General features: G+C 62.7%; 23 protein-coding genes and 6 pseudogenes. 16 read left to right on the forward strand and 13 right to left on the reverse strand.

All coding sequences use genetic code 11. From position 1 onward, the window contains the following. Positions 1–106: 106 nt before the first annotated feature. Together BKA03_RS14630 and BKA03_RS14635 are read left to right on the forward strand one after the other, a co-directional pair. Positions 107–589 (forward strand): hypothetical protein, encoded by a 483-nt coding sequence (locus tag BKA03_RS14630; protein ID WP_062075529.1) that lies wholly within the window; start codon positions 107–109, stop codon positions 587–589. A 614-nt stretch (positions 590–1203) separates the two neighbouring features. Further along, positions 1204–1539, forward strand: coding sequence for a hypothetical protein (locus BKA03_RS14635; protein WP_062075530.1), 336 nt, complete (start codon positions 1204–1206; stop codon positions 1537–1539). 123 nt (positions 1540–1662) lie between these two features. Here the strand turns inward: BKA03_RS14635 and BKA03_RS14640 are convergent, their stop codons facing one another. Further along, positions 1663–1842: a hypothetical protein gene (locus BKA03_RS14640; RefSeq protein WP_062075531.1), complete on the reverse strand. Its 180-nt coding sequence runs from the start codon at positions 1840–1842 to the stop codon at positions 1663–1665. Between the two features lie 680 nt (positions 1843–2522). On the opposite strand from BKA03_RS14640, the pseudogene BKA03_RS14645 reads away from it, so the two are divergent. Next, positions 2523–4127: pseudogene (locus tag BKA03_RS14645) on the forward strand (putative bifunctional diguanylate cyclase/phosphodiesterase). 326 nt (positions 4128–4453) lie between these two features. Here BKA03_RS14645 and BKA03_RS14655 read toward each other — a convergent pair. Continuing rightward, the gene (locus tag BKA03_RS14655; RefSeq protein ID WP_062075535.1) at positions 4454–5410 is read right to left on the reverse strand and encodes a GGDEF domain-containing protein; all 957 of its coding nucleotides are present in this window, start codon (positions 5408–5410) and stop codon (positions 4454–4456) included. 270 nt (positions 5411–5680) lie between these two features. On the opposite strand from BKA03_RS14655, the gene BKA03_RS14660 reads away from it, so the two are divergent. From BKA03_RS14660 to BKA03_RS14675, 4 genes are all read left to right on the forward strand, one after another. Further along, complete coding sequence (locus BKA03_RS14660) at positions 5681–5839, forward strand: hypothetical protein (protein WP_179398191.1); 159 nt, start codon at positions 5681–5683, stop codon at positions 5837–5839. 662 nt (positions 5840–6501) lie between these two features. Further along, on the forward strand, positions 6502–7098 hold the full coding sequence (locus BKA03_RS15770; protein ID WP_179398192.1) for a nucleotidyltransferase domain-containing protein: 597 nt from the start codon (positions 6502–6504) through the stop codon (positions 7096–7098). Then, the gene (locus tag BKA03_RS14670; RefSeq protein WP_218856209.1) at positions 7095–7487 is read left to right on the forward strand and encodes a hypothetical protein; all 393 of its coding nucleotides are present in this window, start codon (positions 7095–7097) and stop codon (positions 7485–7487) included. The genes BKA03_RS15770 and BKA03_RS14670 overlap by 4 nt, the downstream gene beginning before the upstream one ends. A 766-nt stretch (positions 7488–8253) precedes the next feature. After that, on the forward strand, positions 8254–8832 hold the full coding sequence (locus tag BKA03_RS14675; protein WP_062076215.1) for a recombinase family protein: 579 nt from the start codon (positions 8254–8256) through the stop codon (positions 8830–8832). Positions 8833–8898: 66 nt separating this feature from the next. On the opposite strand, the gene BKA03_RS14680 is transcribed toward BKA03_RS14675, so the two are convergent. Further along, positions 8899–9300, reverse strand: coding sequence for a hypothetical protein (locus tag BKA03_RS14680; RefSeq protein WP_062076214.1), 402 nt, complete (start codon positions 9298–9300; stop codon positions 8899–8901). A gap of 187 nt (positions 9301–9487) precedes the next feature. Here BKA03_RS14680 and mobF point away from each other — a divergent pair, with 187 nt between their 5' ends. After that, positions 9488–13201: a MobF family relaxase gene (gene mobF, locus BKA03_RS14685; protein ID WP_062076213.1), complete on the forward strand. Its 3714-nt coding sequence runs from the start codon at positions 9488–9490 to the stop codon at positions 13199–13201. Positions 13202–13537: 336 nt separating this feature from the next. Here mobF and BKA03_RS14690 read toward each other — a convergent pair whose 3' ends face one another. The 6 genes and pseudogenes from BKA03_RS14690 to BKA03_RS14710 form a co-directional block, all read right to left on the reverse strand. Then, positions 13538–14644, reverse strand: a complete 1107-nt coding sequence (locus BKA03_RS14690; protein ID WP_308477984.1) for a sugar ABC transporter permease — start codon at positions 14642–14644, stop codon at positions 13538–13540. A 149-nt stretch (positions 14645–14793) separates the two neighbouring features. Continuing rightward, positions 14794–15612 carry an ATP-binding cassette domain-containing protein gene (locus tag BKA03_RS14695; protein ID WP_202965772.1) on the reverse strand — a complete coding sequence of 273 codons (819 nt, stop codon included), beginning with the start codon at positions 15610–15612 and terminating at the stop codon, positions 14794–14796. A 13-nt stretch (positions 15613–15625) separates the two neighbouring features. Then, positions 15626–16057, reverse strand: a complete 432-nt coding sequence (locus tag BKA03_RS15475) for a phosphoheptose isomerase family protein (RefSeq protein WP_257020379.1) — start codon at positions 16055–16057, stop codon at positions 15626–15628. A 102-nt stretch (positions 16058–16159) separates the two neighbouring features. Next, positions 16160–16729, reverse strand: a pseudogene (locus tag BKA03_RS15890) (SIS domain-containing protein); the annotation flags it as partial. Continuing rightward, positions 16653–17555, reverse strand: coding sequence for an ROK family protein (locus BKA03_RS14705; RefSeq protein WP_062076210.1), 903 nt, complete (start codon positions 17553–17555; stop codon positions 16653–16655). The gene BKA03_RS14705 and the pseudogene BKA03_RS15890, both read right to left, overlap by 77 nt. After that, complete coding sequence (locus BKA03_RS14710) at positions 17552–18682, reverse strand: substrate-binding domain-containing protein (protein ID WP_062076209.1); 1131 nt, start codon at positions 18680–18682, stop codon at positions 17552–17554. Before BKA03_RS14710 ends, BKA03_RS14705 begins: the two co-directional genes overlap by 4 nt. A 151-nt stretch (positions 18683–18833) precedes the next feature. On the opposite strand from BKA03_RS14710, the gene BKA03_RS14715 reads away from it, so the two are divergent. From BKA03_RS14715 to BKA03_RS14725, 3 genes are read left to right on the forward strand one after another with little or no spacing between them, the layout of a single operon-like run. Continuing rightward, a complete protein-coding gene (locus tag BKA03_RS14715) occupies positions 18834–19703 on the forward strand; it encodes a GntR family transcriptional regulator (RefSeq protein WP_062076208.1) in 870 nt (289 codons plus the stop codon). Continuing rightward, complete coding sequence (gene nagA, locus BKA03_RS14720) at positions 19700–20794, forward strand: N-acetylglucosamine-6-phosphate deacetylase (RefSeq protein WP_083972111.1); 1095 nt, start codon at positions 19700–19702, stop codon at positions 20792–20794. Before BKA03_RS14715 ends, nagA begins: the two co-directional genes overlap by 4 nt. Before the next feature lie 17 nt (positions 20795–20811). Next, a complete protein-coding gene (locus tag BKA03_RS14725) occupies positions 20812–21513 on the forward strand; it encodes an N-acetylmannosamine-6-phosphate 2-epimerase (RefSeq protein ID WP_179398195.1) in 702 nt (233 codons plus the stop codon). A gap of 34 nt (positions 21514–21547) precedes the next feature. Here BKA03_RS14725 and BKA03_RS14730 read toward each other — a convergent pair. After that, positions 21548–22009, reverse strand: a pseudogene (locus BKA03_RS14730) (transposase); the annotation flags it as partial. Between the two features lie 192 nt (positions 22010–22201). Here BKA03_RS14730 and BKA03_RS15480 point away from each other — a divergent pair. The 5 genes and pseudogenes from BKA03_RS15480 to BKA03_RS14745 form a co-directional block, all read left to right on the forward strand. After that, a pseudogene (locus BKA03_RS15480) lies at positions 22202–22399 on the forward strand (transposase); the annotation flags it as partial. An 18-nt stretch (positions 22400–22417) separates the two neighbouring features. Next, positions 22418–23482: pseudogene (locus BKA03_RS14735) on the forward strand (IS30 family transposase); the annotation flags it as partial. Positions 23483–23525: 43 nt separating this feature from the next. Then, entirely contained in the window at positions 23526–24008 is a 483-nt protein-coding gene (locus BKA03_RS15040; RefSeq protein WP_062076205.1) for a helix-turn-helix domain-containing protein, read from the forward strand. A gap of 50 nt (positions 24009–24058) precedes the next feature. Further along, the gene (locus BKA03_RS14740; protein WP_238579486.1) at positions 24059–24862 is read left to right on the forward strand and encodes an IS3 family transposase; all 804 of its coding nucleotides are present in this window, start codon (positions 24059–24061) and stop codon (positions 24860–24862) included. A gap of 29 nt (positions 24863–24891) precedes the next feature. Beyond that, a pseudogene (locus BKA03_RS14745) lies at positions 24892–25056 on the forward strand (IS30 family transposase); the annotation flags it as partial. Here BKA03_RS14745 and BKA03_RS14750 read toward each other — a convergent pair. Genes BKA03_RS14750 through BKA03_RS14760 form a run of 3 tightly spaced genes read right to left on the reverse strand, consistent with a single transcriptional unit; the run spans position 25031 to position 26879 of the window. Then, complete coding sequence (locus BKA03_RS14750; protein WP_179398196.1) at positions 25031–25516, reverse strand: hypothetical protein; 486 nt, start codon at positions 25514–25516, stop codon at positions 25031–25033. The pseudogene BKA03_RS14745 and the gene BKA03_RS14750 overlap by 26 nt on opposite strands. Further along, entirely contained in the window at positions 25513–25821 is a 309-nt protein-coding gene (locus BKA03_RS15045; protein WP_218856210.1) for a transposase, read from the reverse strand. Before BKA03_RS15045 ends, BKA03_RS14750 begins: the two co-directional genes overlap by 4 nt. A gap of 50 nt (positions 25822–25871) precedes the next feature. Next, positions 25872–26879, reverse strand: coding sequence for a hypothetical protein (locus BKA03_RS14760; RefSeq protein ID WP_308477985.1), 1008 nt, complete (start codon positions 26877–26879; stop codon positions 25872–25874). Between the last annotated feature and the right edge of the window lie 36 nt (positions 26880–26915).

Below are 26915 nucleotides of genomic sequence, written 5' to 3' on the forward strand. Positions count from 1 at the left end.
CGGGTTGTCACCCCAGGCTTTCGCGCCAACCGAGCCTCAGCTCGGCCGGACAGGAAAAAACAATGGTGGGGCCACCACCAACCCGAGTCCGCCAGAAGGAGAGACCATGAGCGCGTTCCGAGTCGACAAGCACCACATCGACGCCCTCGTCTGTGCAGGCATGAGCAACGACTACGCCCACGCCTACAGCAACTCCGGCGTGCTGACGTTCGACTACCGAGGCATCACGCACAAACTCGACTCCATGGGCGGCCAAGAAATCGGCGCCGAACTCGTCGACCTCAACAACCGGTCAGTGAACACCCTCTACCGCGAAGACATCGCCCCCGAGCCCTACGAGGTGAAGGGCCTCAACGTCGAAGTCCTCACCCCCGTGGTGATCCTCAGTCTGATCGCCGGATTCCGCTACCAGGCGTTCGAGTTCGCAGGCTGGGACGACACCTTGGGCGCGCAATACCTCCGCATACTCGAGAAGGCGGCGATTCACGCCCTCAGCGGCTACGACGACGCCCCATGGACGCTCGACGAGAACGGCTACCGCGAACTCCTCGAGGACGCCGGCATGGGCGAACCAAGGAGGACCCCATGAGCGGCCCCGCGCTCCTCGCCCTCGGCGCCGCCGTCGTCCCCACCTTGGCCGGGTCATCGCCACCGAGTACGACATGGCCCACTATGCGCAGATAGCCCCAATCCTCGAAGCCCTCGTGTCGACCCCACCTCACGGCGGGGTCGACACGACGCGACCCGCACAACCGCGAGCGGGCCGCGTGGAACGGCGCCAACGTCCACCAGGACGCCGGCGTGTGGCTTCTTGACGCGGACGGCCGTCCATCGTTCTTCACAGGAGCCCTCGGCACGTTGACCATATGCACCTGGTCCGACCCGCGGTTGAACAGTCACGACGATGCTTGTGAGTGACGAGCCGGGTCGAGCGTGTGGCGCTCGAGCTGTCGCGGTGTGGTTGGGTTTTGACCGTCCGACGGGGCACTCACAGTAGCCCGCGGGTTCGCCCCCGCTGCGCGGTGGCCGCTCCGTCAAGGTAGACCGCCGAGCGGCGCGATCCACGAAGTTGTGCCAACTTCTACGCGCCGGGCAAGTCGGCCTTCGGCCGCCGTGCCGCGTCTCCACCTTGACCTCCCTGAACACCACAGGCTGCCGTGTGCCCCTGTCGCCGGACGGTCCGAGCGACAGAGAGGCAACACAATGAGCACCGCAACACGCACCGAGTCCGGCTTCATCAGCACCTGCAACTGCATCGCAGGAGTCCCTTGGGACTGCGACACCTGCTACACCGACAAGCGCGATCGCGAGTACATGCTCAGGATCTCGCACCAGATCCTCAAGGGGATCCGCACAGAGAACCGGATCCAGCGTGAGTGCGCGCGCAACGCGCACGAAGTCGGAGTGTGCCGCTGCTCCGGTGCCCTGCGCCTCAAAGGGCCCGCGATGTACCGCGAAGCGCTTCAGCTCGCTCGAGACATCGTCAACGAGTCACGCGAAGCGCGAGGCTACTTGCCCTTCACCGCGCGCGCAGCCTGACCCAGCGCGGCAGGCCCGCCCCACCTACCCGGTGGTGGCGGGCCTTTTCGCGTGTTCTCGTGGTTCGTCCACTCACGGTCGTGGGCCGCCGGTGGTGTCCAACCCGCCGACTGTCCAACGATTTTATTCTTCGAGTGCGGGTAGGGACGCACGGAGCGATTTCATGGAAACCACGAGGGTCAGGTCGTGCGACGGTAGGGGCACGAACGCCGGGATGACGTGGAGGTAGAACGCCCGCGCTTTTGCGTCCTCGCAGTTGACCAGCACGCCGCGCAGTCCGAGCCCGCTCGTGGCCAGTGCCACGCTGCGGCGTAACGCTTCGAGCAGTAGATGTTTGCCGAGACGCCGACCCGTATGGTCCACATGGACTGCGAGTCGGCCAATGAAAGCGATCGCAATGTCGTGGCCTGCGTTGCCTTGCCCGAGTCTGGGGGGTGCACTGGCGGCGGTGAGAGCGACCCCACGGAGTCGGTTTCCTCCTTATCCTTTACCTATAGCGCCTCGAGGACGATGGAGGACTCATGAATGGTGGATGGTCCGGCGTGAGTCGCCTCTTAGCCTCAGTTGACGGCGTGGGCGATGTCGCACACACGACCAGGCCCTCGAAGAAGGGGTCCAGCGGGTGGCTCCACGCTCGGCGGAGTCAGTGGGCCGTCGAAGGCGCCGTGTTGGTATTGCTCGTGGTGAGTGTCGTTGTTGTGTGGTCCCCCCAAACGACTGCGGAGGCCGCAGGCACGGCCGCAGAGTCAAGCATGATCTCGCATGACTTCGCACGGGTAGTGTCGGCGGTGGCGGTGGAGAACTCCCTGCAACGTAAGTACAGCCTGGAGCCAAGCCCCGACGTGCGCGTTCAGTACTCTGCGGCCACGGTGGATGTCGAGGCCGCCTTAAGCAAGGCCCGCGCCGACGGCGGCCAGGAGGAAGCGGCCGTGGTCGAACAGGTCCTAGATCTGCATCAGGCATACCTGGCGTCCGTCGGTCGGATGTTCGCTGCGGCCGACCGGGGGGACACCGCACAGGTGAGGCGGATCGATGCCGCAGAGGTCTACCCCTCTTTCGATGCGATCCAGCAGCTGGTTGCAGGCGAAGCCGCAGTCGAGGAGGCGAGGGCCCTCGCGAGTATCGACGACTTGCAGCGGTTGGAGGGGCTGCATCGTAAGCTCGCCCCGGGTGTCTTCTTGCTTGGATTCGTGCTGGTCGCCCTGTTTGTAGGGGTCGTCCGGAGGGAGCAGAGGCTGCTGGACTCCGAGCGGGGTCGCGTCCTTTTTGAGTCGCTGCACGATGCGCTCACCGGTCTGCCGAACCGGGCGCTGTTGGCCCGTCTCTTGGACCGGGCTCTCGAAGATGGTTTGCAGGCCGGTTCGACGACGGGGCTGTTGTTGATTGATCTGGACCGCTTCAGGGAGGTCAACGACACGTTTGGGCACCGCTACGGAGACGAGCTGCTTGCACAGATCGGCCCATGTTTGCGGGCGCACGTGCGGGATGGTGACACGATCGCTCGGCTTGGGGGGGACGAGTTTGCGGTCCTTCTTCCCGATGTCGGCGACCGTGCCGCCGCCGTCGATGTCGCTGAGGTCCTCCGGCATGCCCTGGAGGTGCCGTTCGAGGTGGAGGGAGTGGGTCTGGACGTGGAGGCCAGCATCGGCATCGTCCTGTCCGGGGAGCACGGCGACGATACCGGTACGTTGCTGCAGCGTGTCGACATCGCGATGTATGTGGCCAAGGGCCAGAACCTGGGCATATTCGTCTACGATCCCGACGCCGATGGATACTCCCCTGGCAAACTCGCGCTCCTCGGTGAGTTGCGGCGCGCCATCGAGAAAGACGAGTTCCTGTTGCACTTCCAGCCTCAGGTCAGCATTGGTACCGGTGAGGTGACCGGCGCCGAGGCGCTTGTCCGCTGGCAGCACCCCACTCGCGGCCTTGTTTTCCCCGACGACTTCGTGCCGCTCGCTGAGCGCACGGGATTGATCGGACCGCTCACCGGCTTTGTGCTCAACGCGGCGGTCATCCAGGCCAAGGTGTGGTCCGATGCGGGGCGGCCGCTGCAGGTGGCGGTCAACCTGTCCGTTCGCAACCTCGCCGACGAGGACTTGCCCCGCCAGGTTGCGGCGCTTCTGGAGGCCCACCAATTGCCGGCCTCGCTCCTCAAACTCGAGGTCACCGAGTCCGCCATCATGTTCGACCCCGCCGGCGCGGCGCGGGTGCTTCGTCGGTTGGCCGATCTCGGGATAGATATTTCCATCGACGACTTCGGCGCCGGCTATACGAGCCTCGGCCAGTTCAAGAGTCTGCCGGTCACCGAGTTCAAGATCGACAAGTCCTTCGTGATGAACATGAACTAGGATGCCAGCGACGCGTTGATCGTGCACAGTGTGGTCGACCTGGGACACAGCCTCGGGCTAACCATCGTCGCCGAGGGCGTGGAGAACGCCGCCGCCTTGGAGCAACTTGCCGCCTACGGGTGTGACAACGCTCAGGGGTATTACTTCTCCCGACCCATTTCCGTCGATGCCTTCGACGACTGGCGCTCCGACTACGTTGAGGGGATTCAACTCGGGGCAGTACCGTCTGCCGCTAGCTAGAGGTCGTCACGATGACCTTGGCGAAGTCGCCGTAGTGTGCGGAAACGGCGTGGCGCACTAACCATTCGGTCTGAGCGTCCGAAGTGAAGCGCCCGAGGTTCTCTGCCGCCCAGATGCTCCATACCGGGGCTGGGCTGCTCACAGACCGCCGATGGATCAGGATCGAGCGCCTGTTCGACACCGACGAGCACGTCGAGATCGAAGCGACCTGGGCCGTCTACCAACGCATGATCACCGCCTACCGCAACCCCGACCGCACCACCGGTCGTCGTGTGCCTCACCGCAGCGCGTGGCTCATCGGTCGGTGGCTTGTGGCCCGTGGAGCGTCAGGCGGTGAGGCCCCGACCATCGCGTGGGCGCTTGAGCCTCTTCGTCTCGTACATGGCCAGGTCGGCTCGCCGGAGCAGGTGGGGGGCTCGTTCGGTCCGGTCCCAGGTGGCCTCGCCGGAGGAGAAGGAAACCCCGGCCGGGGTGACCTCCTCGAAGCGTTTCATCAGGCGACGTATCCCCACCTCGTCCGTGCCGGGAGCGAGTACGGCAAACTCGTCACCGCCGATTCGGGCGAGGAAGTCTCCCCCGTCACGAACCTGCTTCTGCCACGCATGGGCGATGGTCTGGAGTAGGTGGTCTCCGGCGGCATGCCCGTCGCGATCGTTGACGGCCTTGAACCCGTCGAGGTCGACCAGTACGACGGTGACTGGCGTGCCGGTCCGTCGGGACCGTTCCATTTCCTCGTCGAGACGATCGTCCCAGGCGCGCCGGTTGGCCAGCCCGGTGAGCGGGTCCACGGTGGCGGCCAGCCGCAGCACGCTCACGAGCCCCATGACGACCGCGCCGACCACGGCAACGGTGCCGAAGACCGCCAGCCACGCAACCACCGGTGGCTCGACTGTCGCCGGCCCGAAGACGAGCACCGCCGCATAGCAGGCGCCACCGATCGCCACGTGGGCGACGACGGCGCGGACGGGAAACATCAGGATGGCGAAGGTCGAGGTCAACAGGTAGAGGTTGGCCATGTTCACGTGCGCGGTCGCCGCGATTGCCACGACCACAGTCACCAACACGTTGCCCATCCCGATGCGAACGTGCAGGCTCCACGGAGGGAGCGTTTGCCGCCGCGCCACCACGAACCACATCACGGCAATGAAGGCACCCGCGATTGCCGCGCCCACCAGGCCGGCGAGCGCAGGGGCCGACCAGTGACGCGTGGGGAGCACCAGGACGATGGCCAGTACTGCCGCCACGGGGAGCACAACGGCGACGGAGTCGGGTTTGGCCAACACGACCCGCGCCCAATCGCACGCGGCGCCACGGGAAGGGTGCGCCCAACACGGCGACCAGCCATTCAGAACCTCCAACCGCGCCTAGGTCAAATCGAGTCAATTGAATTTATCATCGGCCGAAAGTGCAGGGTTTTGAGGTTCTTCACAGTTGACGCTTCTATGTTTGTCAAGTCGTCTTTGTGGTGTCGTGCAGGGTGTTGAGGGTTCGGTAGAGGTGTGAAGCGTCCTAGGTTTGATGCCGCATCCTTTTGAGTTGGAAGCATGTCTGTCATGCCGAAGAAGATCGATCCCGCGCTCCGTGACCGGGCGGTGCGCCGGCTGGGGCCTTGTCAGTGCGAGCTGCTCGACGAACGCGACGGTCTGGGCCGCTGTGCGGTGCATACCTGCGTCCGCCCGCATCGAGGCCGCGACACCCGGAACGTCGAGTGAGAGCACCTCAGCCACGTGCTGGCGAGCCGTGGCCGTCTTGCCGGTGGCCCGCGCGCCATTGATCATCACCGCGGGGAACTCGGCTAGCAGTTCGCCCAGGTGCGCATCGGCGAGGCGAGGACGGTAGGCCGCGGGATTCGTCACAGTGCGACAGCACCAAGATCGCGCACGTCCGAGTACCACGTTCGTGCACCCTCGATCTCGCGGTTGGCCGCCGGTGTCCATGTGCGGTCCGGCCGGACCGAGGCCAACTCCCACTCCTCGCGCGGCCGCGCGATGCGGACTTCGCCCGGTTGCGCGTGGTGCGGTCCGAGCGCGTCGGCCGGTGCACACGCTCCAGCAACGATGCCGACCGGCACCATCACCCCGAACCGCGAAGAGCTGATGATCCGGCCCCGTCCGCCACCTGCGTCTGCCCACATGCACGAAAGAGGCCCCCTCTCTCCGAAGAGAGAAAGGGCCTCTGACCTGCTGTCTTACTAGTAGCGGGGGGATCACCCAGATCTTCGATCGTGATCTTCGGCGTCGAGCATCACCGCAGGTCGCCGGCCCGTGCACAGGCATCTGCACACCTCTCGCGCCAGATCCCACAATAGTAGGCGGCCGCCAACTATAGTTGGGAGCGGAGGTGGCAGATGCAACTACAAAGTCCGTTCGCGGTGGTGACTCCGACACTAGAAGGGGAGATCCTTCCAGTGCTCGCTCGAGTCGAGTCGAGCCTTACCGTTGGCCAGATACGGTCACTGCTTCCGCATCGCTCGGATGAGGGGATCAGGAAGGCGCTGCATCGACTGAGCGCGCAGGGCATCGTGAACTCAGAGAACGTGGGTGACGTCGTCGGCCACAGGTTGAATCGACGCCATCTTGCAGCACCGCAGGTGGTCGCGATCGCGCGTCTGCGCGACACGCTGATCGAACGCATGCAAGAGAGCCTCAAGGTCTGGCCGACACCGCCGCGGTGGGCTGCATTGTTTGGTTCGGCCGCCCGTGGTGAGATGCGCGTGGATTCCGACATCGACCTGTTCATGGTCGATCCCGGGGTCGATGCTGAACTGTGGGAGATGTGGACCAGCGCATTCGCAGTCGACGTGTCCGCCTGGACAGGGAACGACCTGCGCATACTCAGCCTCACAGAAGAAGAGGTGCGACAAGGCGCTGCCAAGAGAGACCCGATCATCGAGTCGCTGCTCGCTGACGCGCTCGTGGTGTCAGGGCCGACGGATTGGCTGCGTCGTACGGTGAGGAGTGCTCGACGATGACGCCCCGAACAGTGCGCGCCAACGCCGCTGCGAAGGCCGGCCGAATGGCGGTCGCCTTGCAGTTCTACGAGGCCGCGGAGATGGTGCGGGAGCTCGCTGACGACGCCGAGGACGTGACGAACGCATATGTGACGCTGTGCGTCCACGCGGGCATCGCAGCTGCCGACGTTCGCTGCGCTGCGGCGCTCGGCGAGTATGCGCGGGGCGAGAGCCACGTGGAGGCCGTCGGCCTTCTGGCCAGCGTCGACAAGACGGCGGCGAACCATCTGGACGCCTTGCTCAAACTCAAGACGGTCGCTGGTTACGGAACGACCACGATCAGCGCTGATCGCGTTCGACGCGCTACGCGCGCAATGGAGTTTCTCGTCGAGTCGGCGCGCGCCGTGTGAAGCGCGCTGTAGGTAGGCGCGACAACCCCGCCGCGGCGCTCGTGAGAGCAACTGCGACGGGGTTGTTGCGGCGAGGGGAGGGCGCCATTCACCACGACCCTGTGTCGTGGAGGGGGCACGCTCGTTGGCCGCTCCACCCGCAAGAGGTGCAGCCGTCGCTGGCGCAGATGATGCAAGTGCGCTCGTCGCAGAGGCATTCGTCCATGGTGGGTGCTCTTCTGTCTCGGTGGTGATCGTCACGGAGTGGGACGCCCTGCTCCTTCACGGAAATCCTCGGTCGCCGCAATGCAGCGACCCGCATGTCATTTCGCGCCTTCGGCGTCGTTACCGTCTCGAGCAAAAGAAGAGCCCCCGCCCCCTGTCATGAGACAGGAGATCGGGGGGTCTTTGTTTCGAGCATGTCACTCAGTTCGGGTAGATCGCAGCAAACGCAGAGTGCTCAGCGGACCAAACACCACCTGAAGATCCACCGCCACTTACCGTTGAAGTTCACACGCTCGCGTGCTCCACATCAACCAACTCGAGGCCATCACCGATGACGTCACCTGATACCGCCACCACACGGCAACAGAATCCCGCCATTCACCATTGAAAGCCACACATCTGTCGATCTGACATTCCGGCCTCACGCCACAAACGGTCGTCTGTGGCGACACTTCCTCGGCTCTCTTCGGCCCGTTGGCGTGCACTCGCCACAACTACTCGCCATAATTGAGTGTCGCCACAACCACGCCACAACTAGTGCGACTTGAAGGAAGGCTCGCTCATGGCATTGATCGGTTACGCCCGTGTCTCGACCAGCGACCAAGAGCTACAGCCGCAGCTTGACGCTCTCGCGGCCGCCGGCGTCGACCGCGTCTTCGCCGAGCACGTGTCGTCGACGTCCACGCATCGGCCTCAGTTGGCCGCGGCGCTGGACTACATGCAGAACCGTGTTGGTGACGTCTTGGTGGTCGTGGCCATTGATCGGCTCTCGCGATCGCTGATCGAGTTCGCGACCCTGATGGAGCGCTTCGACAAGGAGGGCCTTGCGTTCCGCTCTCTCACGCAGCCGTTCGACACGTCGACGCCTGAGGGTCGCATGGTGACTCACCTCTTCGCGATGTTCGCCCAGATGGAGCGCGAAACCATCTCACGACGCACGCGTGCCGGCCTCGAGTCCGCTCGAGCACAGGGCCGCGTGGGCGGCCGCCCGTTCGTCGTCACACCCGATCTCCTCGAGTCCGTACTTCACCTCAAGACCCTCAAGAAGACTCACGCCGAGATCGCCAAGGCCCTACGCATTTCCGAGCGTTCCGTTTCTCGTGCTGTTGCAGAACTTCGTCGTGCAGGCTCACTCTCGTAGCGTCCTGGACAACGAAGGGCCGATCTCCCGAGGGAGACCGGCCCTTTGCGTTGTGTGGGAGCGATCCTAAGCGTCGCCGTGGCCGTTTTGCTCTTCTGTGGGCGGCGGTTTGGGAGCGGCTGCGTCGTCTGGGTGGTGCGTTGGTTTGTCAGCCAACTTCCCCAGTCGACGCACCTCTCTGGGGGTCAGTTCGAGTAGTTCCGCGATGGAGTTGGCGTCGAGCTTCTCGCCCTTGAATGCGGCGACAATCCGGCCTAGGCGTTGCTCATGTTCCGCGATCGCGGCCGCGAACACGGTCTCGGCCTGACTCAGTTCGATCTTGGCTCGCTCGACCTCTTTGGCGCTGAGGACGGCCTTGGCCACGCCGTCATCGATCCGTTCGTCCCGCTGCACCCTCGCGGCTTGCATCTTCGCTCGCCTTGCGCGCGCGATGCGCCTCGCTTCGGTCTCATCGTTCGTTCTAGCCATCGCCTTCCCCTCTCTTCTTCCCCACACTCTATCCCTCTCACCTTTCGTTTTCGTCTCTCCCTTGCGCGTCTGTCATTCCGATTTGCTTCCCTCCTTGTCACCCAGCCATGACACCTGACCTTCACTACTGACCCCTATTTCGTACTACACACCTCTTGCTCAGTTTGAGCGGGTGTAGTGTTTGGGCATGACGGCCTCTGTGAACGTGCTGCATGCGGGGGATGGGTATAGGTACCTGACTCAGCAAACGGCGTCTGCTGATGTGGTGCGTGAGAAGGGTCAGGGGCTCGTCAACTACTATGCGGAGTCGGGTAACCCTCCTGGGCGTTGGCTTGGTTCGGGGGCGGCCGAGTTGGGCCTTGAGGGTGTTGTGGAAGAGTCCGCAATGGCCGCTTTGTACGGTGAGTGTCGCCACCCCGATGCGGATCGGATTGAGGCTGAGCTGATTGCTGGTGGTGCGTCGCCTGAGGAGGCGATGAGGGCGACCCAACTGGGTCGGGCGGTCCAGGTGTTTAAGAATGAGCCGGATGATTACGACCGATTCATTGACCGCGCTTTTGGCGCCTTTGAGGCTACGAATCGGCGTGTGCCGCGCCGTGGTGAAGAGCAGTTTGAGGTGAAGTTTGAGGCCACACGTCAGTACATGGTGATGCGCGATGGCGAGCCCGAAGTGTCCGATTCGGCGGTGAGGTTGTTCCTTGCTGAGAGGGGATCTAAGAACCGGCAGCCGGTGTCTGGGTATGACGTGACGTTCACGCCGGCGAAGTCGGTGAGTGTGGTGTGGGCGCTCGGGGATGAGCACACGCAGGCGAGCGTGGAGCGGGTTCACCAGGAGGCCGTCAATGAGGCGATCGGGTTTCTTGAGAAGCATGTTGCGGTCGGCCGGCAAGGCGCGCACTCAGTGGCGCAGGTCGACCTCAAGGGTTTGACGGTCGCGGCGTTTGACCATGCGACGTCGCGTACTGGGGATCCGAACTTGCACACTCACGCGGTGATCGCCAACCGTGGAGTGACCCATGACGGTAAGTGGTTGGCGTTGGACGGGCGGGTGTTGTACCAGTACATCGTGGCCGCATCTGAGACGTACAACAACTCGGTCATGGCTGGCCTGAATCGGGAACTTGGGCTTGCCACGTATGCGCGCTACACGCGCCGTAACGCCCAGCCGGTGTGGGAGGTTCAGGGCATTGACCAGGGTCTGGCAGAAGAGTTCTCGTCACGGCGCGAAGCGATCGACCGGGAGTTGGGCAGCCTGGTCGAGGAGTACAAACGCAAGCATGGCCACGCGCCCACGGCCGCAACACAGCGTCGTTTGGCGCAGGAGGCGACGCTGATTACCCGTCCTGAGAAGGATGGTTCGAAGACGCTCACGCAGGAGCGCACCCAGTGGCGTCGACGTGCGGCCGCGTACTTCGGTGGCGAGGGTGAGATGCAGTTGGACGTGAGCCTGCTGCCACGTGTGGGACGCCCTGACGTGGTGTTGAGCGATGAGGTTCGTAGCCACCTCGCGAGGGTCACGGTGGCCCGCCTCGAGGACAAGCGCACCAGGTGGACGTACGCCCACGTGCACGGCGAATCGTTGCGCCAGGTGCAACAGTTCTTCGCACCAACAGAGGTGGCGGCGAAGGCGCGGCGTGAACTGTTCAAGGATCTCGAGCATGTGACGATCGATAGGCTGCGTGATCGTGCAGGCGAGGCAGGCTTGGTCGCCGCGACTGCGTACGGCCACGACTGCGTTCACCTCAATGCACCGGAACTCATCGAACGGCCCGCCGCGCTACGGCGTCAAAACGGCGAAGTCGTGATGCGGTCGCACCACGAGGAATGGGTCACGTCACAAAGCCTGTACTCGAAGGAGCAGGGTTTGTTGGCCGCCGGCACTCGCTACAGTGGGCCGGTCATTGACCCCGAAAACGCGTCGCTCGTGGGCAACCTCAGTAAGCATCCTTTGATGCCATCCCAGGAAGCGGCTGCGCGGCGCTTTTTGGGCTCGGGTCTCACGTTCGACGCCGCGGTGGGCCCTGCCGGTACGGGCAAGACCACGACGATGAAAGCGTTCGTCGAAGGCGCGAAGATGGGCGGCGCCCGGGTCGTGGCACTGTCGCCCACTTTGGCGGCCGCCAGCGTGCTTGGCGACGAGATTGACGCCAAGGCCGAGTCGATCCAAATGTTTATCGCGCATCACCAACACAAGGGCAATGTGGGTGACCTGGCGATCGGACCCGACACCTTCATCCTCATCGATGAGGTCGGTATGGCGTCGACGCCTCACTTGGCTGAGGTGTTGGCGATCGCGGACCGCCACGGTGCGAGCGTGCGCGGCATTGGGGATCCCGAGCAGCTTGGTTCGCCGGGTGCCGGTGGGTTCCTTCGCTACTTCCACGAGAAGTTGGGTGCCGCGCAGTTGCACGAGGTGATGCGTTTCGAGAGTTCTCTCGAGCGGGATGCGACCCTTGCGATCCGTGCGGGCAACCCCGACGCTGCACTGCACTACATCGAGCACAACCGCCTCCACGCTGGCACTCACCCCGAGATGTTGGACGAGTTGTATCAGGACTGGCGTAAGGACAATGCGGCAGGATTGAACTCGGTGATGATCGCCCGGTCCAACGACGACGTGCGCATGTTGGCCGGCCGGGCACAAGCGGACCTGGTCGACCAGGGTCGCGTCGTCATGACGGGGATCCGCCTGGATGCCAGTGGCGACGGCGAGACCGTCAACTATGTGGGCATCGGTGACGACATTGTGACCCGCGAAGTCAACCGCAAGCTCGTCGACTCTGAGGGTCACGTCGTGACCAACGGCGCCACCTGGCGTGTGACAGGCGCCCGCCAGGACGGCTCTCTTGACGTGATCCGGGACAGTTCGGGGGCGAACATCACCCTGCCAGCGGAGTACGTGTCGCGACACGTTGACCTGGCGTACTCGTCAACGATCATGCGGGTGCAAGGCCGCACCGTCGACGTCTCCCGCTCCCTCTGGGACGACTCCCTAGCGCGACAAGACGCCTACGTCGCCGCCTCCCGTGGTCGCCACGAAAACCACATCTACGCGGTCACGGAGCGAACGGTCGATATCGACCCGGAGCACCCCGCGGGCACACCGGTGTCCGCCCGTGAAGTCATGGCCACCGTCATCGGCCGCGACGGTGCGGAAATCACCGCATCGGCCACGCTCGAGGAGGCGTACAAGCGCGCCGACTCGCTACGCGAATGGCTCGTCGAGTACGAGTACGCGCAGAAGGAGTTCGCGCCGCCGGTCGACCATCAGCGGGTCCGTAATGTTCTGCAGGATGCTTTTGGTGAACACTCCATTTACGTCAAGGACGACACCGAAATGTGGTCGCGTGTGGCACGCCACGTGGACGCCCACCAGCGCGCCTCTGGTGACGTCGCCGCGACCTTGCGCCGGCGTGTGCCATTGCATGAACTGGCCGCCGATCCCTCGCCTGGGCGCCTCGTGCTCGAGCGTCTTGGTGAGGTAGGCCCCGGACGGCGCACAGCGGATCCTGAGCTGAACACGTATCTCGCGGCCGTGGAAGAGCGCATCAAGACCAAACTCGCCGGCCCTGTCGATGACCTTGACGTGCCCCGTGGGCGTGATGTCGACGCCATCAGGAAGGCGTGGAGCGCCCCCTTGGCCGCCGAGCCCGCCCGGGCGCCATCCAGCGAGTCTCAGGCCGCCGCACAACGCACCCGTGAGCGCACGGAACGACTCAAGGCCATTAAGGTTCCCGACGGCGCGGCCGACCCGGTTACGCAGAAGGAACGCCAGCGACGTGTCGATCAACTCACAGGCCCCAAAGCCCCAATCTCCGGCGTGATCGACCCGCTACGTGCAATCAAGACCGCCGCAGATCTCGCCGAGGAAGAGAAACGGCGCGGAGGCCGCTCACTGTAACGCTCGTACGCCGCACGCGAGCCGCTTTCTTGCTGGCCGCGCAAGGCAACCTCGCGAGGGATCCGCGCCCTCCGGGGTGCGATCGGGTTAAGCGGCCCAGCACACCCTTAAATGTGAAGAGCCGGTATAGGGCCCGACTCTGAATATCGCGAACCGTGGGCGGCTTCGGTAGTACAGCCAGTTCAGTTTGCCGTGCCGAGCAGGCTCCTGGCCCTCAAGATGCGGGTGTTCTTCGGTGGCTTGCGGAAGAAACCGTTGGGTCCGTCACCGGCCCCACACCGTGATCGGCAAGGCGACAACAATCAGCCGTTACACCAACCTAGCCGGTTGATATCACTAGGCCCGCCCGCTTGCGTTCCTGTTGCGGCGCGACAGCGAATCGATGACGACGGCGGCCAGCAGCACGGCGCCGGTAATCATGAACTTGACCGATGATACCTGGTTGAGCAAGTCCATACCGTTGGACACCGCGCCAATGACGAGCATGCCTAGCAAGGCCGAGTACGTGCTCCCGCGGCCGCCGAAGAGGCTCGTGCCGCCGATGACGGCTGCGGCGATCGCGTTTAGCAGCACGTCTCCGCTACCCGATTGTTGGTTGACAGCAAATAGCCGTGACGCAGCCAGGAGACCGCCTACCGCAGCGAACGCCGAGCACAAGACAAACACGCTAATACGGACTCGGGCCACGTTGATGCCCGCACGTCGGGCAGCTTCGATGTTGCCGCCGACGGCAAAGATTCGTCGGCCAAAGCGCGTGCGTCGCAGCACGAGATCCGTGATGACAACGAGCCCCCCGAAGATCAGCAAGGATAGCGGAACGCCTCTCCATTTCCCCAATACCGCGGTGACGCCTACCAGCAGCACTAACAAAAGTGCGGCTCGCACGAGTAGCTGAAGCAACGGTTGCGTCCGCAAGCCTGCTTCGCGTCGTCGTTGGCGCTGCTTGATCGTGCTCAGGAGGTGGGTCGCGACAACGACTGCGCCAAGTGCGTAACCCACCGCCGGCGGATAAAACGTGTTGGCAAGACTGGCGATTCCACCCTGATAGGGAATGTTGATCGTGCCGTGGTTGCCTAAAATAAACAACTGCAAGCCTTGCCAACCGATTAGCCCTGCAAGAGTAAGTATAAAAGCCGGTACGCCAGCCTTGGCGAAGATGAGGCCGTGCACCAGGCCGATGACCGCGCCGAATGCGACTGCAGCGGCAATAGCAATGGCTGCCGGCCAACCAAGCTGCACGTTCAAGATGACCATTGCCGCTGCGGTTAGTCCGCTAACCGAACCGACGGATAAGTCGATCTCGCCGAGCAACAAGACCAACACGACGCCGATTGCCATGACGCCTGTGGAGGCGATCTGCACCGCAAGGTTGGACAGGTTTTGAGCCGATAGGAACTGCCCGTTCGCGCTCTGAAAGACGGCGGCGATAATGATCAGCCCCACGACGACAGGTATCGGACCAAGTTCACCACCTTTGATTTTGCGTCGCAGGTCACCGAACGGACGTTGTAGCCCGATTGAGGACACGGCGATTCTGGGCTCCGCTGATGGTTGCGCGGACTCTGGATCTGCGGCGGTTGGCATGTTCGAACTCACTGGATTGACTCCCCGATCGAGGTTTCCCGCTGGCTGCCGTTCCGTGCTGCTCGGCGGGCGACGACGTTATCCGAGGCCCCGGTTATCGCCGCAACAACTTCCTCTTGTGTCACTTTGTCAACTTCAAAGTCGCCGGCGTTGCGCCCGAGCCGCAACACCACCACTCGATCGGCGACTGCAAAGACGTCAGCGAGATTGTGGCTGATTAATAAGACGGCATGACCGCGGCTTCGGACGCGTTCGATTAAGTCAAGCACCTGGGCGGTCTGCGCCACGCCCAAGGCCGCGGTCGGTTCATCGAGAATGATCAGACTTGGTTCGCCGAGTAGAGCGCGCGCAATGGCAACCGATTGCCGCTGGCCCCCGGAGAGCGAAGCGACTGCGGTGCGCGGCTCCGGTATTTGCACAGACATTTGGGCAAGCAGTTCGTGTGTGCGACGCTCCATCTCGACTTCATCGAGCGCTATGTAGCCCGTTGCCTCTTGCCCGAGGAACAGGTTCGCGACAACATCGAGGTTGTCGCATAGCGCCAAGTCTTGATACACGGTCGCGATACCGAGTTTGGCGGCGTCCCCTGGCCCTCTTAACTGCACCAAGTTCCCCTTGAACTCGATCACACCCGAGTCGGCGGTTCCGGCACCTGAAATAATCTTGACGAGCGTCGATTTACCTGCGCCGTTGTCACCTACCAGTGCTACAACGTCGGATGCGTTAATGGCAAGCCCGACATCTGCCAGCGCCTGCACGGCACCGTAGCGCTTAGTGACACCCCGCAACTCCAATACAGGAATTCGGTGCTGAGTTCCCGGCATCATCTATTTCACCTCCTTACTGCTCGCCCTTGAGCCATATGTCGCCAACGTGCTCGCGAATGTTGGCCGGTCGGTCGGCATCAAACCCTCGGCGCCTCGAGAGCAACAGCGAGTAAGCGTGGGCGGCATAGAGCTGAGCGAGCATGCCCACGGGCCCGGCTTGTTGCGGGATGACCACTTGTATATCGAAGTGGCGGTTCGTCGCCCTCGCAGCCTCCGCGACGGCCGTGAGTTCGGCTTCTGTGAGATCGTCACCGAACGCACCGACGAGGGTGGTACCTGGTGCCAATGCCTCGAGCGGGCCGTGCCGATACTCCAGCGTGCGGTACGCCCAGGCGGGAACCCGACCCATTTCGACCATCTTTAGGGCCGCCTCACGCGCAAGCACGTAACCCAGTCCGCTGCCAAGCAGCACCTGCCCGTCACCGTCAGCAGCTAGATCGCTCAACGTGGACCACAGATGATCAGCCGCTGCATCTGTTGCTTGCGCGACATCCATAATCTGTGTTCGTAAGTCTTGGCCATCGCAAGCACCGGCGAGTAGGAGCAAACTCAACCACAGGGCTGAAACAGATCTGGTCTGTGGAACCGCCAACTCATCGGCCTCCCCCAAGTCGATGACGATGTCAGCTTCGCGGGCCAACGTTGACTCTGGTCGGCAGGTCAACGCGATGATTGTGCGACCACCACGGCGTCGGAACATCCGACCCGCGGAAAGCGTCTCGCTGGTTTCGCCCGATCGGGACAGCGCGATCGCGACGGATCGCTGATTCCTTTGCAAGAGTTCCAGGCTATTCGCGGTCGGCCGCTGCACAAAGTCGCTCGCTGTGTAGGCACTTGCGCGCACGCCAGCACGCTCGAGTAGCATCTGCCCGAATGTGGCTGCGAAATATCCCGATCCAGCTCCAAGAAGGACCACCGGTCCTCGTGTGACTGTCTCGGTGAGCCCATTGACAGCGGCGTGCACGGACGGTGTTAGCATTCGCCAGATTCGCGGCATACTTCGGATCTCGCCCTCGGCCTGAATACCTAGGCCACGATTCTCAACGTTCATCATTAAGTGTTCCTTCGGAAGCGGTTGTAGCCACATGCCAAGCTGCGGCACCGGCGAGAGCAGCATCGTCTCCGCGCGCGCATGTGGTGAGTCGAATGGGGTGCTCGAGTTCTTGGGGTCCGAAATGCCGAAGCGCGTCGTCCATGGGGCTCAGCAGCCGCCAGCCTGCGTTCGATAGACCGCCGCCAACGACAAGGACATCCGGACAGACGACATGACACATCAGCACTGCTACCCAACTAGCGTGTCGGACGATGCTCTCCCAGAGCTGGTCAGCTCCCACATCTCCTTGGTCTACTAGATGTAACAGCGCCTGCACGCTTGGGGCACCGTAACCACCAGTGCGAAAGAACGCCTCGATCTGGCGCCCGGACACGAGGGTGTCAATGAGTTTGCCAGGCATAGGGATCTGTGGGATCAACCCAATCTGGAATCCGGTGCGATGGGTCGCGAGCAGGCGACCTCCGGAGAGCGCAGCAGCGCCCACGCCCGTCGAGAACGTCAGGTAAGCCGTGTCGCCTTCGGTAACTCCTGCGCCGAAATACGCTTCGCCGACAGCGGCCAGCTCGGCATCGCCACCGAGTGAAACGTCGAGCCCCGTCTCTGAACTGAGCCATTCCTCGTTGAGGTAGGCGAGCCACTCGATCGGCAGATTACGGGCAAAGCCCAGCCGCCTACGCGCACGGTCGATTCGTCCAGGCAAGCCGATGACCGCTCGAGTGATATTGTCTCCAGCCACAACTTCGCGGATGAGCGAGGGTATTTGCTCAGGTGTGGCCAAGTCATGCGCCGTAAGTGCCTCTGCCCTGCGAAGGATATTTCCGTGCGAGTCGACCACGGCGGCACGCAAACGCGTGCCGCCGAGGTCGACAGCTGCGACTGCAACTGTCACGAAAGGCCTGCTGCAGTGCACGCCTTCAGATAATCCCCGGTACAGATGGAGCTTACGGTCAGGTACCCGCTGTCAATAATGACCGCCTTCAGGTTGCTCATCGTCACCGAGGTCGGCACGAGCAGCAGTGCTGGAACATCCTTCAGTCCATTGTTGATGGACTGCCCAACCAGATCCTTGACAGGCGCACCAGAGATTACCGCGGCAGCGAGCTTCGCGGCCGCGGTCGCTTCTTGCTCGACGTTGAGATACGTCGTCTGATACTGATCTCCGGCGATGATGCGCTGAATCGAATCCACGCCTGCGTCAAGACCAGTTACCGGCGGCAGTGGACTCACTCCGGCGCTCTTTAGTGCCGCAATCGCCCCGCTGGCCATACCATCGTTCGCGACATAGACACCCACTATGTTCGCTGCTCCGAGCTTCGTGATCGCCTGTTGCATTTCGTTCTGCGCCTTGTCGGGACTCCAATCCGGCGTGTCGTACTCAGCAGCGATTTCGTAACCGCTCGAGTCGAGCACACTGTGTGCGCCTTGCTTCAAAGGCGCCGAGTTGGCATCAGTTGAAGAGCCGTTGATCATCACGATGCTGCCCGAAGCCTTCCCGTCAGCACGCAACTTGTCGACGAGGGCCGTCGCCTGCACTTTGCCCTGTGCCACGTTGTCGAACTTGACCGCATAGTCAAGGTCGGCGTTGAGCACGAGTCGGTCGTAACTGATCACCTTGGCGTTCTGGGCCTTGGCCGCCGCCACAATCGAAGCAGCAGCAGTGGAGTCGACCGGGTCGATAACCAGTACCTTCGCACCATTCGTCAACGCAGACTGCGCCTGGGAAAGCTGCTTGTTGGCGTCCCCATCCGCGTTGTAGTAGAGCAACTCACAGTTCGCGCATGCCGCAGCGAGCGCATTGGTGAAAGTCGGCTTGTCACGCGCCTCATAACGTGCCGTTTTCGACTCGGGAAGTAGCAACGCGACCTTACCCGCCGCGCCAACCGACGGAGTCGCAGACCCACCAGTCGCCACAGATGTACCGTTCGGCACAGATGTACTCGAACAGCCAGCAAGAAACGCCAGCCCAACCGCAAGCACGCTGGCCGCAAGCGTCTGTTTGGTTATGGAACGAAGCATTTGAATCCCTTCATGGTGGGTGGGCCAGCAAGTCGCCGGGAACCCAAGTAACTTTCTAAACCAAGTTAGGCCACCTGTCAATACCAACGGCTTAAGTTCCTGCTCCGGTGGTCTATAGTGGTGGCAGTGACACAACTGTGAGCGAGAGTGCATGAAAACGAACCAGTCGGGACCCGCCACCTCCACGGCTTTCGAAGCCGAAGCGATGCGGCCCTTGCCGCTGCATCAACAGGTCAACGATGCGCTACGGCGTTCGATAATTAGCGGCGACTTAGCCCTGGGTGGGCGCTTGCCGTCGGAACGGGTACTGGCCAGGGAGTTTGGGGTAAGCCGGGTGACTGTGCGCCAAGCGCTGAAGGACCTTGAGCAAGAGGGACTGGTGGAAGCAGGCGACGGCTTGCGGTGGGTGGCACGACCGGCCCCCGCGCTAGCGTCCGTCGAAGAAGGCGTGACTGGGCTTGTCAGTTTCTCCGAATTAGGCGCGATGCGTGAACTTACCGTCCGCGCAAAGGTGCTCTTTTGCGAAACTCGACCGTCATCGCTCGATGAGGCCGAGGCCATCCGTATAGCACCGGGGGCAAGCGTCCACGAGCTTGTCCGGTTGCGCTACCTTGAAGACGTGCCTGTCGTCGTCGACCACAGCGTGATACCAGCCACGGTCGCGCCGAGTCTCAATGATGTCGATTTCACGACGGCTTCGCTATATCAGACCCTTGCATCTCGTTATGGCTGCACGGTCACGCGAGCCGAATATGCTTTGGAAGCCCGCACCGCCGACCCCCAACATGCTGAGTTGCTTGGCCTCCAGCCGGGTGAACCAGTCCTCGAAGCATGGCAGACGACATTCGACGGCCAAGGTCGAGTCATTCAGCTGTGCAGGCTTGTCTACCGCGGCGACCGCTACCGGTTCAGAACTTTGCTGGAAGTTGGCCGAATTTCGACTGAACTGTCACGGCGAACTCCCGCTGAATCAGCGGCACTAGGCGACAACCTGGCTAGTCTGCTGCGACGCCGCTCATGAGAGTGGGCGTGGGGGGCGCAATTATTGACGGGCGTTACAGAAGAGGCGACGTCGAAGTTGTCGATGGCCGGATCGCCTCGTACGGACTGTCTCCGCGCGGACACGGGTTGGCACTACCTGGTCTGGTCGACCTCCAAGTGAACGGATACGCGGGGGTCGATTTCTCGACAGCCTCGGTCGAGGAATACGAATCAGCGTTGTCCTCGCTGCGAAGCCACGGTGTCTTTGCGGTCCAACCAACGTTTATCACCGCCTCCGAAGATGACCTGGCCAAGGCTGTGCGGGCGGCAGCGGCCGCACAGCAGCGTTATCGAAGTTGCGCAATCCTCGGTGTCCATATCGAGGGTCCCTTCCTCTCACCAAACCACAGAGGAATCCATCGACCCGAATATCTTCGCCAGCCAGACGGGCAGTTGCTCAACAGACTTCGCAGTTGCGGTCCGGTGCGGACCATCACCGTCGCGCCAGAGCTCGACGGTGCATTGGGGTTGATCAGTGATGCGGTGGCATCGGGTCTGGTCGTGCAGTTGGGCCACAGCGCGGCAAGCGCGGAACAGGCGAACGAGGGCTTCAATCGAGGGGCGCGCAGCGTTACACATATCTTCAATGGGATGCGCGCATTCAGCCATCGGGATCCTGGCATCGTCGGCGCTGCACTTGCGCGGACCGATGTGATCATTCAAATTATTGCGGACCGCGTACACGTCGCCGATGAGGCAGTTCAGCTTGTGTTGAACGCCGCAAGACATCGGGTCGTCTTAGTCACCGACGCGATCTCAGCTGCAGCGGCACCCGACGGGCGCTACACCGCAGGTGGAAACCAGGTCATCGTGCAGAAAGGAGTCGCACGCCTCGATGACGGCACGCTCGCTGGATCCACTGCCCCGCTGATCCAACAAATACGCAATGTCATCGACTTTGGCTGGTCGACCGAAGCCGCCGTGAACATGGCAAGCAGGCAACCGGCGCGCTTGCATGGACGCTCCGACCTCGGAACACTTTGCGGTGGCGGCCCGGCCGACATGGTTATTGTTGACGATGCCTTTCAGCCCGTGAGGATCTTGGCAGCCGGCACGGACGTCCTCCCATGAAAACTCGAAGGAGCCCAATGCGTCAGCCCTGGTTAGTCTCGTCGCTCCCCCGCGGCATTATCGTGTCCTGCCAGCCATCAGCCACGTCCCCATGGCGCGGACCAAAACAAGTGGCTGCGCTCGCCGCAGCTGCAGAGCGCGGTGGCGCCGCCGCCGTGCGCGTGGACGGGCCGGAAGCCGTCAAAGCATGCCGGCGCGTGACATCGCTTCCAATCATTGGCATCTACACCGACCCAACCGCCCACCGATCCGTGGCGATTACGCCGACACTCCAGCATGCGCTTGCTCTCGTCGAAGCCGGTGCCGACATTGTCGCGCTCGACGCCAGTTACCACGCTCGATCACACGACGGCCAAGATCTCGCTACCCTGATAGGCGACCTGAAGCAGCAAACTGGCGTGCCAGTCATGGCCGACGTCGCTGTATTAAGTGATGGCCTGCTCGCAGTTACCGCTGGCGCAGACATGGTTGGATCGTCGACCACCGGATACGCCGATGGCGCCACGTCGACATTCCCAGACCTTCGGCTCGTCGAGCAACTCACGGAAAGCTTGCAGGTTCCCATCATCGCCGAACGTGGCTACGCAACCGAGGACCACGTAAAATCGGCGTTCCAGGCTGGCGCATACGCCGTCGTTATCGGCTCAGCGATCACAGATCCGGTGTTCATCACTGCGCGTTTCTCAGAATTGTTCAGAAACGTCATTCCGCGCACCTAACGGGACTGCTGCACGGGTAGGTGACAGGTTGTAGTCACGCAGCCAGTGCGGTTGGCGTGTTCATGATGATCTCGAATTCGACCGGGGTCAAACGGCCTAGCGCTGCTTGTCGACGACGCCGGTGGTAGGTCCGTTCGATCCAGGTCACGATCGCGATCCGGAGTTGCTCTCGGGTGGTCCAGGAGTGGCGGTCGAGGACATTCTTCTGTAGCAGCGCGAAGAAGCTCTCCATGGCTGCATTGTCGCCGCACGAGGCCACTCGACCCATCGACCCGACCAGGCGGTGACGGTTCAGAGCGTGCAGGAACTTCCGGCTTCGAAATTGACTGCCTCGGTCGCTGTGGACCACGCAGCCGGCGACGTCGCCGCGCATCACGATGGCGTTCTCGAGCGCCCGGACAGCCAAGTTCGACTTCATCCTCGAGTCGATGGAGTATCCGACGATCTTGTTGGCGAACACGTCCTTGATCGCGCAGAGATAGAGCTTGCCCTCGGCGGCTTGGATTCCAGCGATCGTCGCAACACTGAGTGAAAGGTGTGGGCGATGGCTGGCAAGAAGTACACGGAGGTGCAGAAGGAGGAGTTCTTCCGGTTGCTGGACAAGGGCGGGACGGTCCGGACGGCAGCGCGGGCGGCAGGTGTTCATGAGGATGCTGGCTACAACTGGTTGCGCAACACTGGTCTGACCATGCAGCGCGCGGCGCCACGGACGTATTCGCCGGAGTTGAAGGCCGAGTTCCTGCGCCTGGTGCGGGAGCGGCAGATCATCTCGACCGTGGCGCGCGAATTGGGTATCCACAAGCCCACGGCGTATGCGTGGGCGCGCAAAGCGGGCATCTCGACCTCGGAGGCCCGCAGGGTCAACCCCCGCAAGGAAGAGTTCTTGCGTCTGCGGGCTGGAGGTCTGACGCGTGCACAAGCCCGGGCACGGGTCGGTGCCGACGCGAGGTCGGCGACTGATTGGGACAAGGGCATCACGATCATCAACCGGGGGCGGGTCTATCCCGATGGACGCGTGGTGCGTTACTCCGAACGCGACAATGGGGGCGTGCCTGAACGAAGATCCCGTGCCATCGGTGGCAGCATCGACCTCAACGTCGTCGAGAAGGTCATCCATCCGCGCTACCTCAGTGTGACCGATCGTGAGCTCCTGCAGGACCTCCACCGGTCGGGGCTATCGATCCGCACCATCGCTACGCAGATGCGGCGTTCACCGTCGACGATCAGCCGAGAACTGACACGCAACACAGTCGCCACTCGTGGCTACCTGCCCCACACCGCGCACCGCTTGTCGGTGACACGCCGAGCCCGGCCCCGTGAGGCGAAACTTGTCACCAACGCGCGGCTGCGCCGATACGTGCAGGCGAAGTTGAACACGAGGTGGTCGCCGCAGCAGATCAGTCAGCGGCTAATCAAGGACTTCCCGAACGATCCGGAGATGCGCGTGAGCCCTGAGACGATCTACCAGACGATCTACGTCTACGCCCGGGGAGAACTCACACGTGAACTCGCAAAGCAGTTGCGCCGCGGCCGTGCAGCTCGCAAGCCCCACAAGCGTCCCGACGTGCGCCGTCCCCGCTTCGTGGAGCCGATGAACGCGATCAGCCAGCGGCCAGATGTCGTGCACTCACGAGACGTGCCGGGCCATTGGGAGGGTGACCTGATCATCGGCGCGCTCGGCGGGTCGGCGATCGCGACACTCGTGGAGAGGACGACTCGCTTCGTGATGCTCGGCCATCTCGGCCGCGAACGTAGCGCCGAAGCGGTCCGGGACTCGCTGATTACGACTGTCCAGGACCTGCCCGCGTCGCTGCGCGGGACCTTGACGTGGGACCAGGGCGCGGAGATGGCCGAACACCGCGCCTTCAGCCTCGCGACCGACTTCGACGTCTACTTCGCGGACCCCGGATCGCCTTGGCAACGCGGCAGCAACGAGAACACCAACGGGCTACTGGAGTGGTCCCCGAAAGTTGGACACCGAATCTAGGGGTCCTTCTTCAGGGAGTAGTCAGATGTATGCACGAAGCACGTTGAGCCACTCCGACGCCGTGTCGGCTGTCGAGTTGTTCGAGCAGGGGTTCACCGCCAAGTCCGTGGCCATTTCGCTTGACCTTGCCCGGTCTGCGGTCCAAATGTTGTATCAGCGATGGCAGCTGCGAGGACGGGGTGCTTTGGTGACGAGAGACCGCAGACAGTACGACTTCGCCACCAAGCTCGAGATCGTGCGGCGCCATGTCAAGGGTGAGTCCGGGAGGGCTCTTTGCGCAGAGTATGAGCTTCCGTCGCCCAGCACCGTCGCCAACTGGACGAGCATCTATCGACGCGACGGGGAGGACGGTCTGCGTCCGAAGCGGCGCGGCAGGCCACCAACCGATCGGGAGGATTCCCCTCCGCAGAGCGAGATCGAGGCGCTGCGCACCGAGAACGAACGGCTTCGCGCTGAGGTCGCGTACTTGGGAAAATTGCGGGCCTTGAGATCACAGGAACGACGCTGAAAGTTCGAACTGTCGAAGATCTCAAGGCGCACTATCCACTACCCCTCTTGTTGCAGATCGCGGGCCTTCCCAGGTCGACGTTCTACGACCACCGGCGCCGGCTCAGTCGCGGGGACACCAATACCGACATCAAAGAAGCCATTCGTGATGCGTTCGAGGCGGCGAACAGCGCATACGGGCATCGGCGTATCCGCGCAGTTCTGACTCGACAGGGGTGGAGGGTGTCCAAGAAGACCGTGCTCAAATTGATGCGGGAACTCGGGTTGCAATGCCCAGTGCGGCGTCGCAAACGGTACAACTCCTTCCGAGGCGAGGTCGGCGAGGCGTCCGACAACGTATTGCATCGCCAGTTCGCGACTGGATCTAGGCACACTAAGTGGGCCACCGACGTTACCGAGTTCAATATCGGCGGTTCCAAGGTCTACCTTTCGCCTATCCTCGATCTCCATGACAACCGAGTCATCTCTGCGACGGCGGGGCCTTCTCCGAGCGTGAAGATGGTCACCGACGGTCTCCGCATTGCCATCGACACTCTCAACCCTGGCGAGAAACCTCTTGTTCACTCCGACCAAGGATTTCAGTACCGACACACCCTCTGGCGGGACACGTTGGCGGAGGCGGGGCTCACCCAGTCGATGTCTCGCAAGGGCACGTGCCTCGACAACGCCGTCATGGAGGGGTTCTTCAGCCACCTCAAGGAGGAGTGGTTTCGCATCCAACAACCCGGAACTCTTGACGAGTTTCACGCGGGGCTGACTGACTACCTGCACTGGTGGAACACCACCCGAATCCAGCAACGGCTCGGCTACCTCAGCCCCGACGAGTACCGCGCCCAAACTTCAGCCACCGCGTAGGGTTCAATTAACGTGTCCAACTTTCGGGGACCACTCCACTACTACGCCAGTACTTCCCCAAAGGCACTGATCTATCCCGTCACGATCGGAACGCGCTTCGCACCGTGGCGGACGAACTCAACGACCGACCCCGCAAGTCCCTCGACTGGGACACTCCAGCCGAACGCTTCAGTGCTTTACTAGAAACCTCGTGACCGCGAGCGTTGCGACGATCGCTGGAATCCAAGCGGTCTTGTGCTCGGTGATGTCGGTGAGCCAGAGCTGGTTCGGACCGTCGGCGGTGAACTCGTGCCGGGTCCGTCCGTCCTCGTCCGTGACGGTGCAGAGGTCGTCGTGGACTGGTGGACCCGGTTTCTTGCCGTTCTTGCCCCGCTTCTTCCCGAACGCGGACCACCAGCCGTTGTCCGAGGCGATCCGCCAGGCGGTCCGGTCCGACATCGCCTCACCGGCGTCTCGGGCCTCGTCAGCGAGGAGCCGGTGCCCGAACTCAGGATCATCCTTGTGTGCGTCAAACAACGCGTTCGCCCGATACGCCTCCACCACCTCGCTGGGCGTGATGGGGTCAGCCAGCCACCGGTAGTAGGGCTGGCGTGAGAGCTTGAGGACCCGGCACGTCACCGTCACGGGGATCCCCGATGCGGCGAGCTCTGTCACGAGCGGGTACCACCTTTTCCCGGCAGGTTCGCCTGCGACAGATACGCCGCCGCCCGCCGCAGCACCTCGTTCTCCTGCTCGAGCAGCCGGACCCGCTTGCGTGCCTCTCGCAACTCGGCGGACTCGGTGCGGGATTGGCCGGGTTTGGTTCCGTCGTCGACCGCGGCGCGCTGCAACCACTTCTGCAACGTCATCGGGTGAACGCCGAAGTCTTTCGCGATCCGATCGATCGAAACACCAGGTTCACGGTTGCGCGCGACGCGCACCACGTCATCCCGGAACTCACTTGGATAGGGCTTGGGCATATTGACATCCTTCCAGGCCCACCCCTCGGGCAAGCCAGATCAGATGTCACCTACCCGTGCAGCAGTCCCCGGCGCCTCCTCGCCTCCTTGTGAAGGGTGATGGGTGTGGTGTCCAGAACCCGATTGACCATGGCCGCAAGGAATTGGCTGGGTTGAAGACTAGGAGGAATCCGATCCTGCGCGAATTCAACGCGAGGCAAGCTCTCGAGAGGCAGATCTTGCACGACTTCCAACTCCGCGCTCTCATCGATGTCCTCAGTCGAGTCATCCACGAGCTGCGCCTCAGCGAGCGCATCCTCTCCGTCGCCTGGGTCGTCAGGGGCGGGCTTGCCGCCGTCATAGTCGATCACCAGGAGCGCAACCGAGTGGTAGGCGTCGTCCTCTTGACCAAGCTTCTGTAGAAGGTCGATCAACCACTCCGCCTTATCGGGCTCCTCTTCGAAAATCGTCGACCTCAGACCGTAGAAGAAACCGAGCGCCGCCATGGGATGCCGGAGTCGAAGGTTCTTCACATCTCCGTAAGACTCCTCAACACGGTTCGCGGCGTTCTTGCCAAAACTGGAATCCATGCGCTTCGTCGAGATCAGCAACTCTGGGCCCGTGATCCAGTTCGACATCACGACATCGACCTGCTTGAGGTAGTTCTTGCCAAGGATGCTGGCACTCGAGGCGGTGGCGCCAGATATGGCCTCCCGCTTCTTGAGGCGGTTGTCGAGCGCGACGCGTTCCTTTTGGGGCAGGCTGCCGAGCAGGTTAGCGATCGACGCGGGCAACACCCTGGGGTGAACGGCGCGCGGCCACACTGCGTCGGCGTCAAACCCGGCGCGACGAAGCTCGTATGCGATCCAGATGTCAAGGGCAAGCGCAGGCACGCCCGTCTGGCTCTCGGCGCCGAGAAAAAGCGGGACCCCAAGTAGTTTGCGCAGAACCTCGAAGTCCGGTTCGAAACAGAGTCGATCCAGTCGCAGCCGCTGCTGACCCGCCCCGGAACTGGACTCATCCACATCCGTACTCACCCACGGATTCGTGTACTGCGCATCGGGACTCGCATCAGCCACGATCTGATCGAACATGACCCACGCGCGGCTCTTGGC

The organism is Demequina lutea (genome assembly GCF_013409005.1).
GTDB classification, from domain to species: Bacteria; Actinomycetota; Actinomycetes; order Actinomycetales; family Demequinaceae; genus Demequina; species Demequina lutea.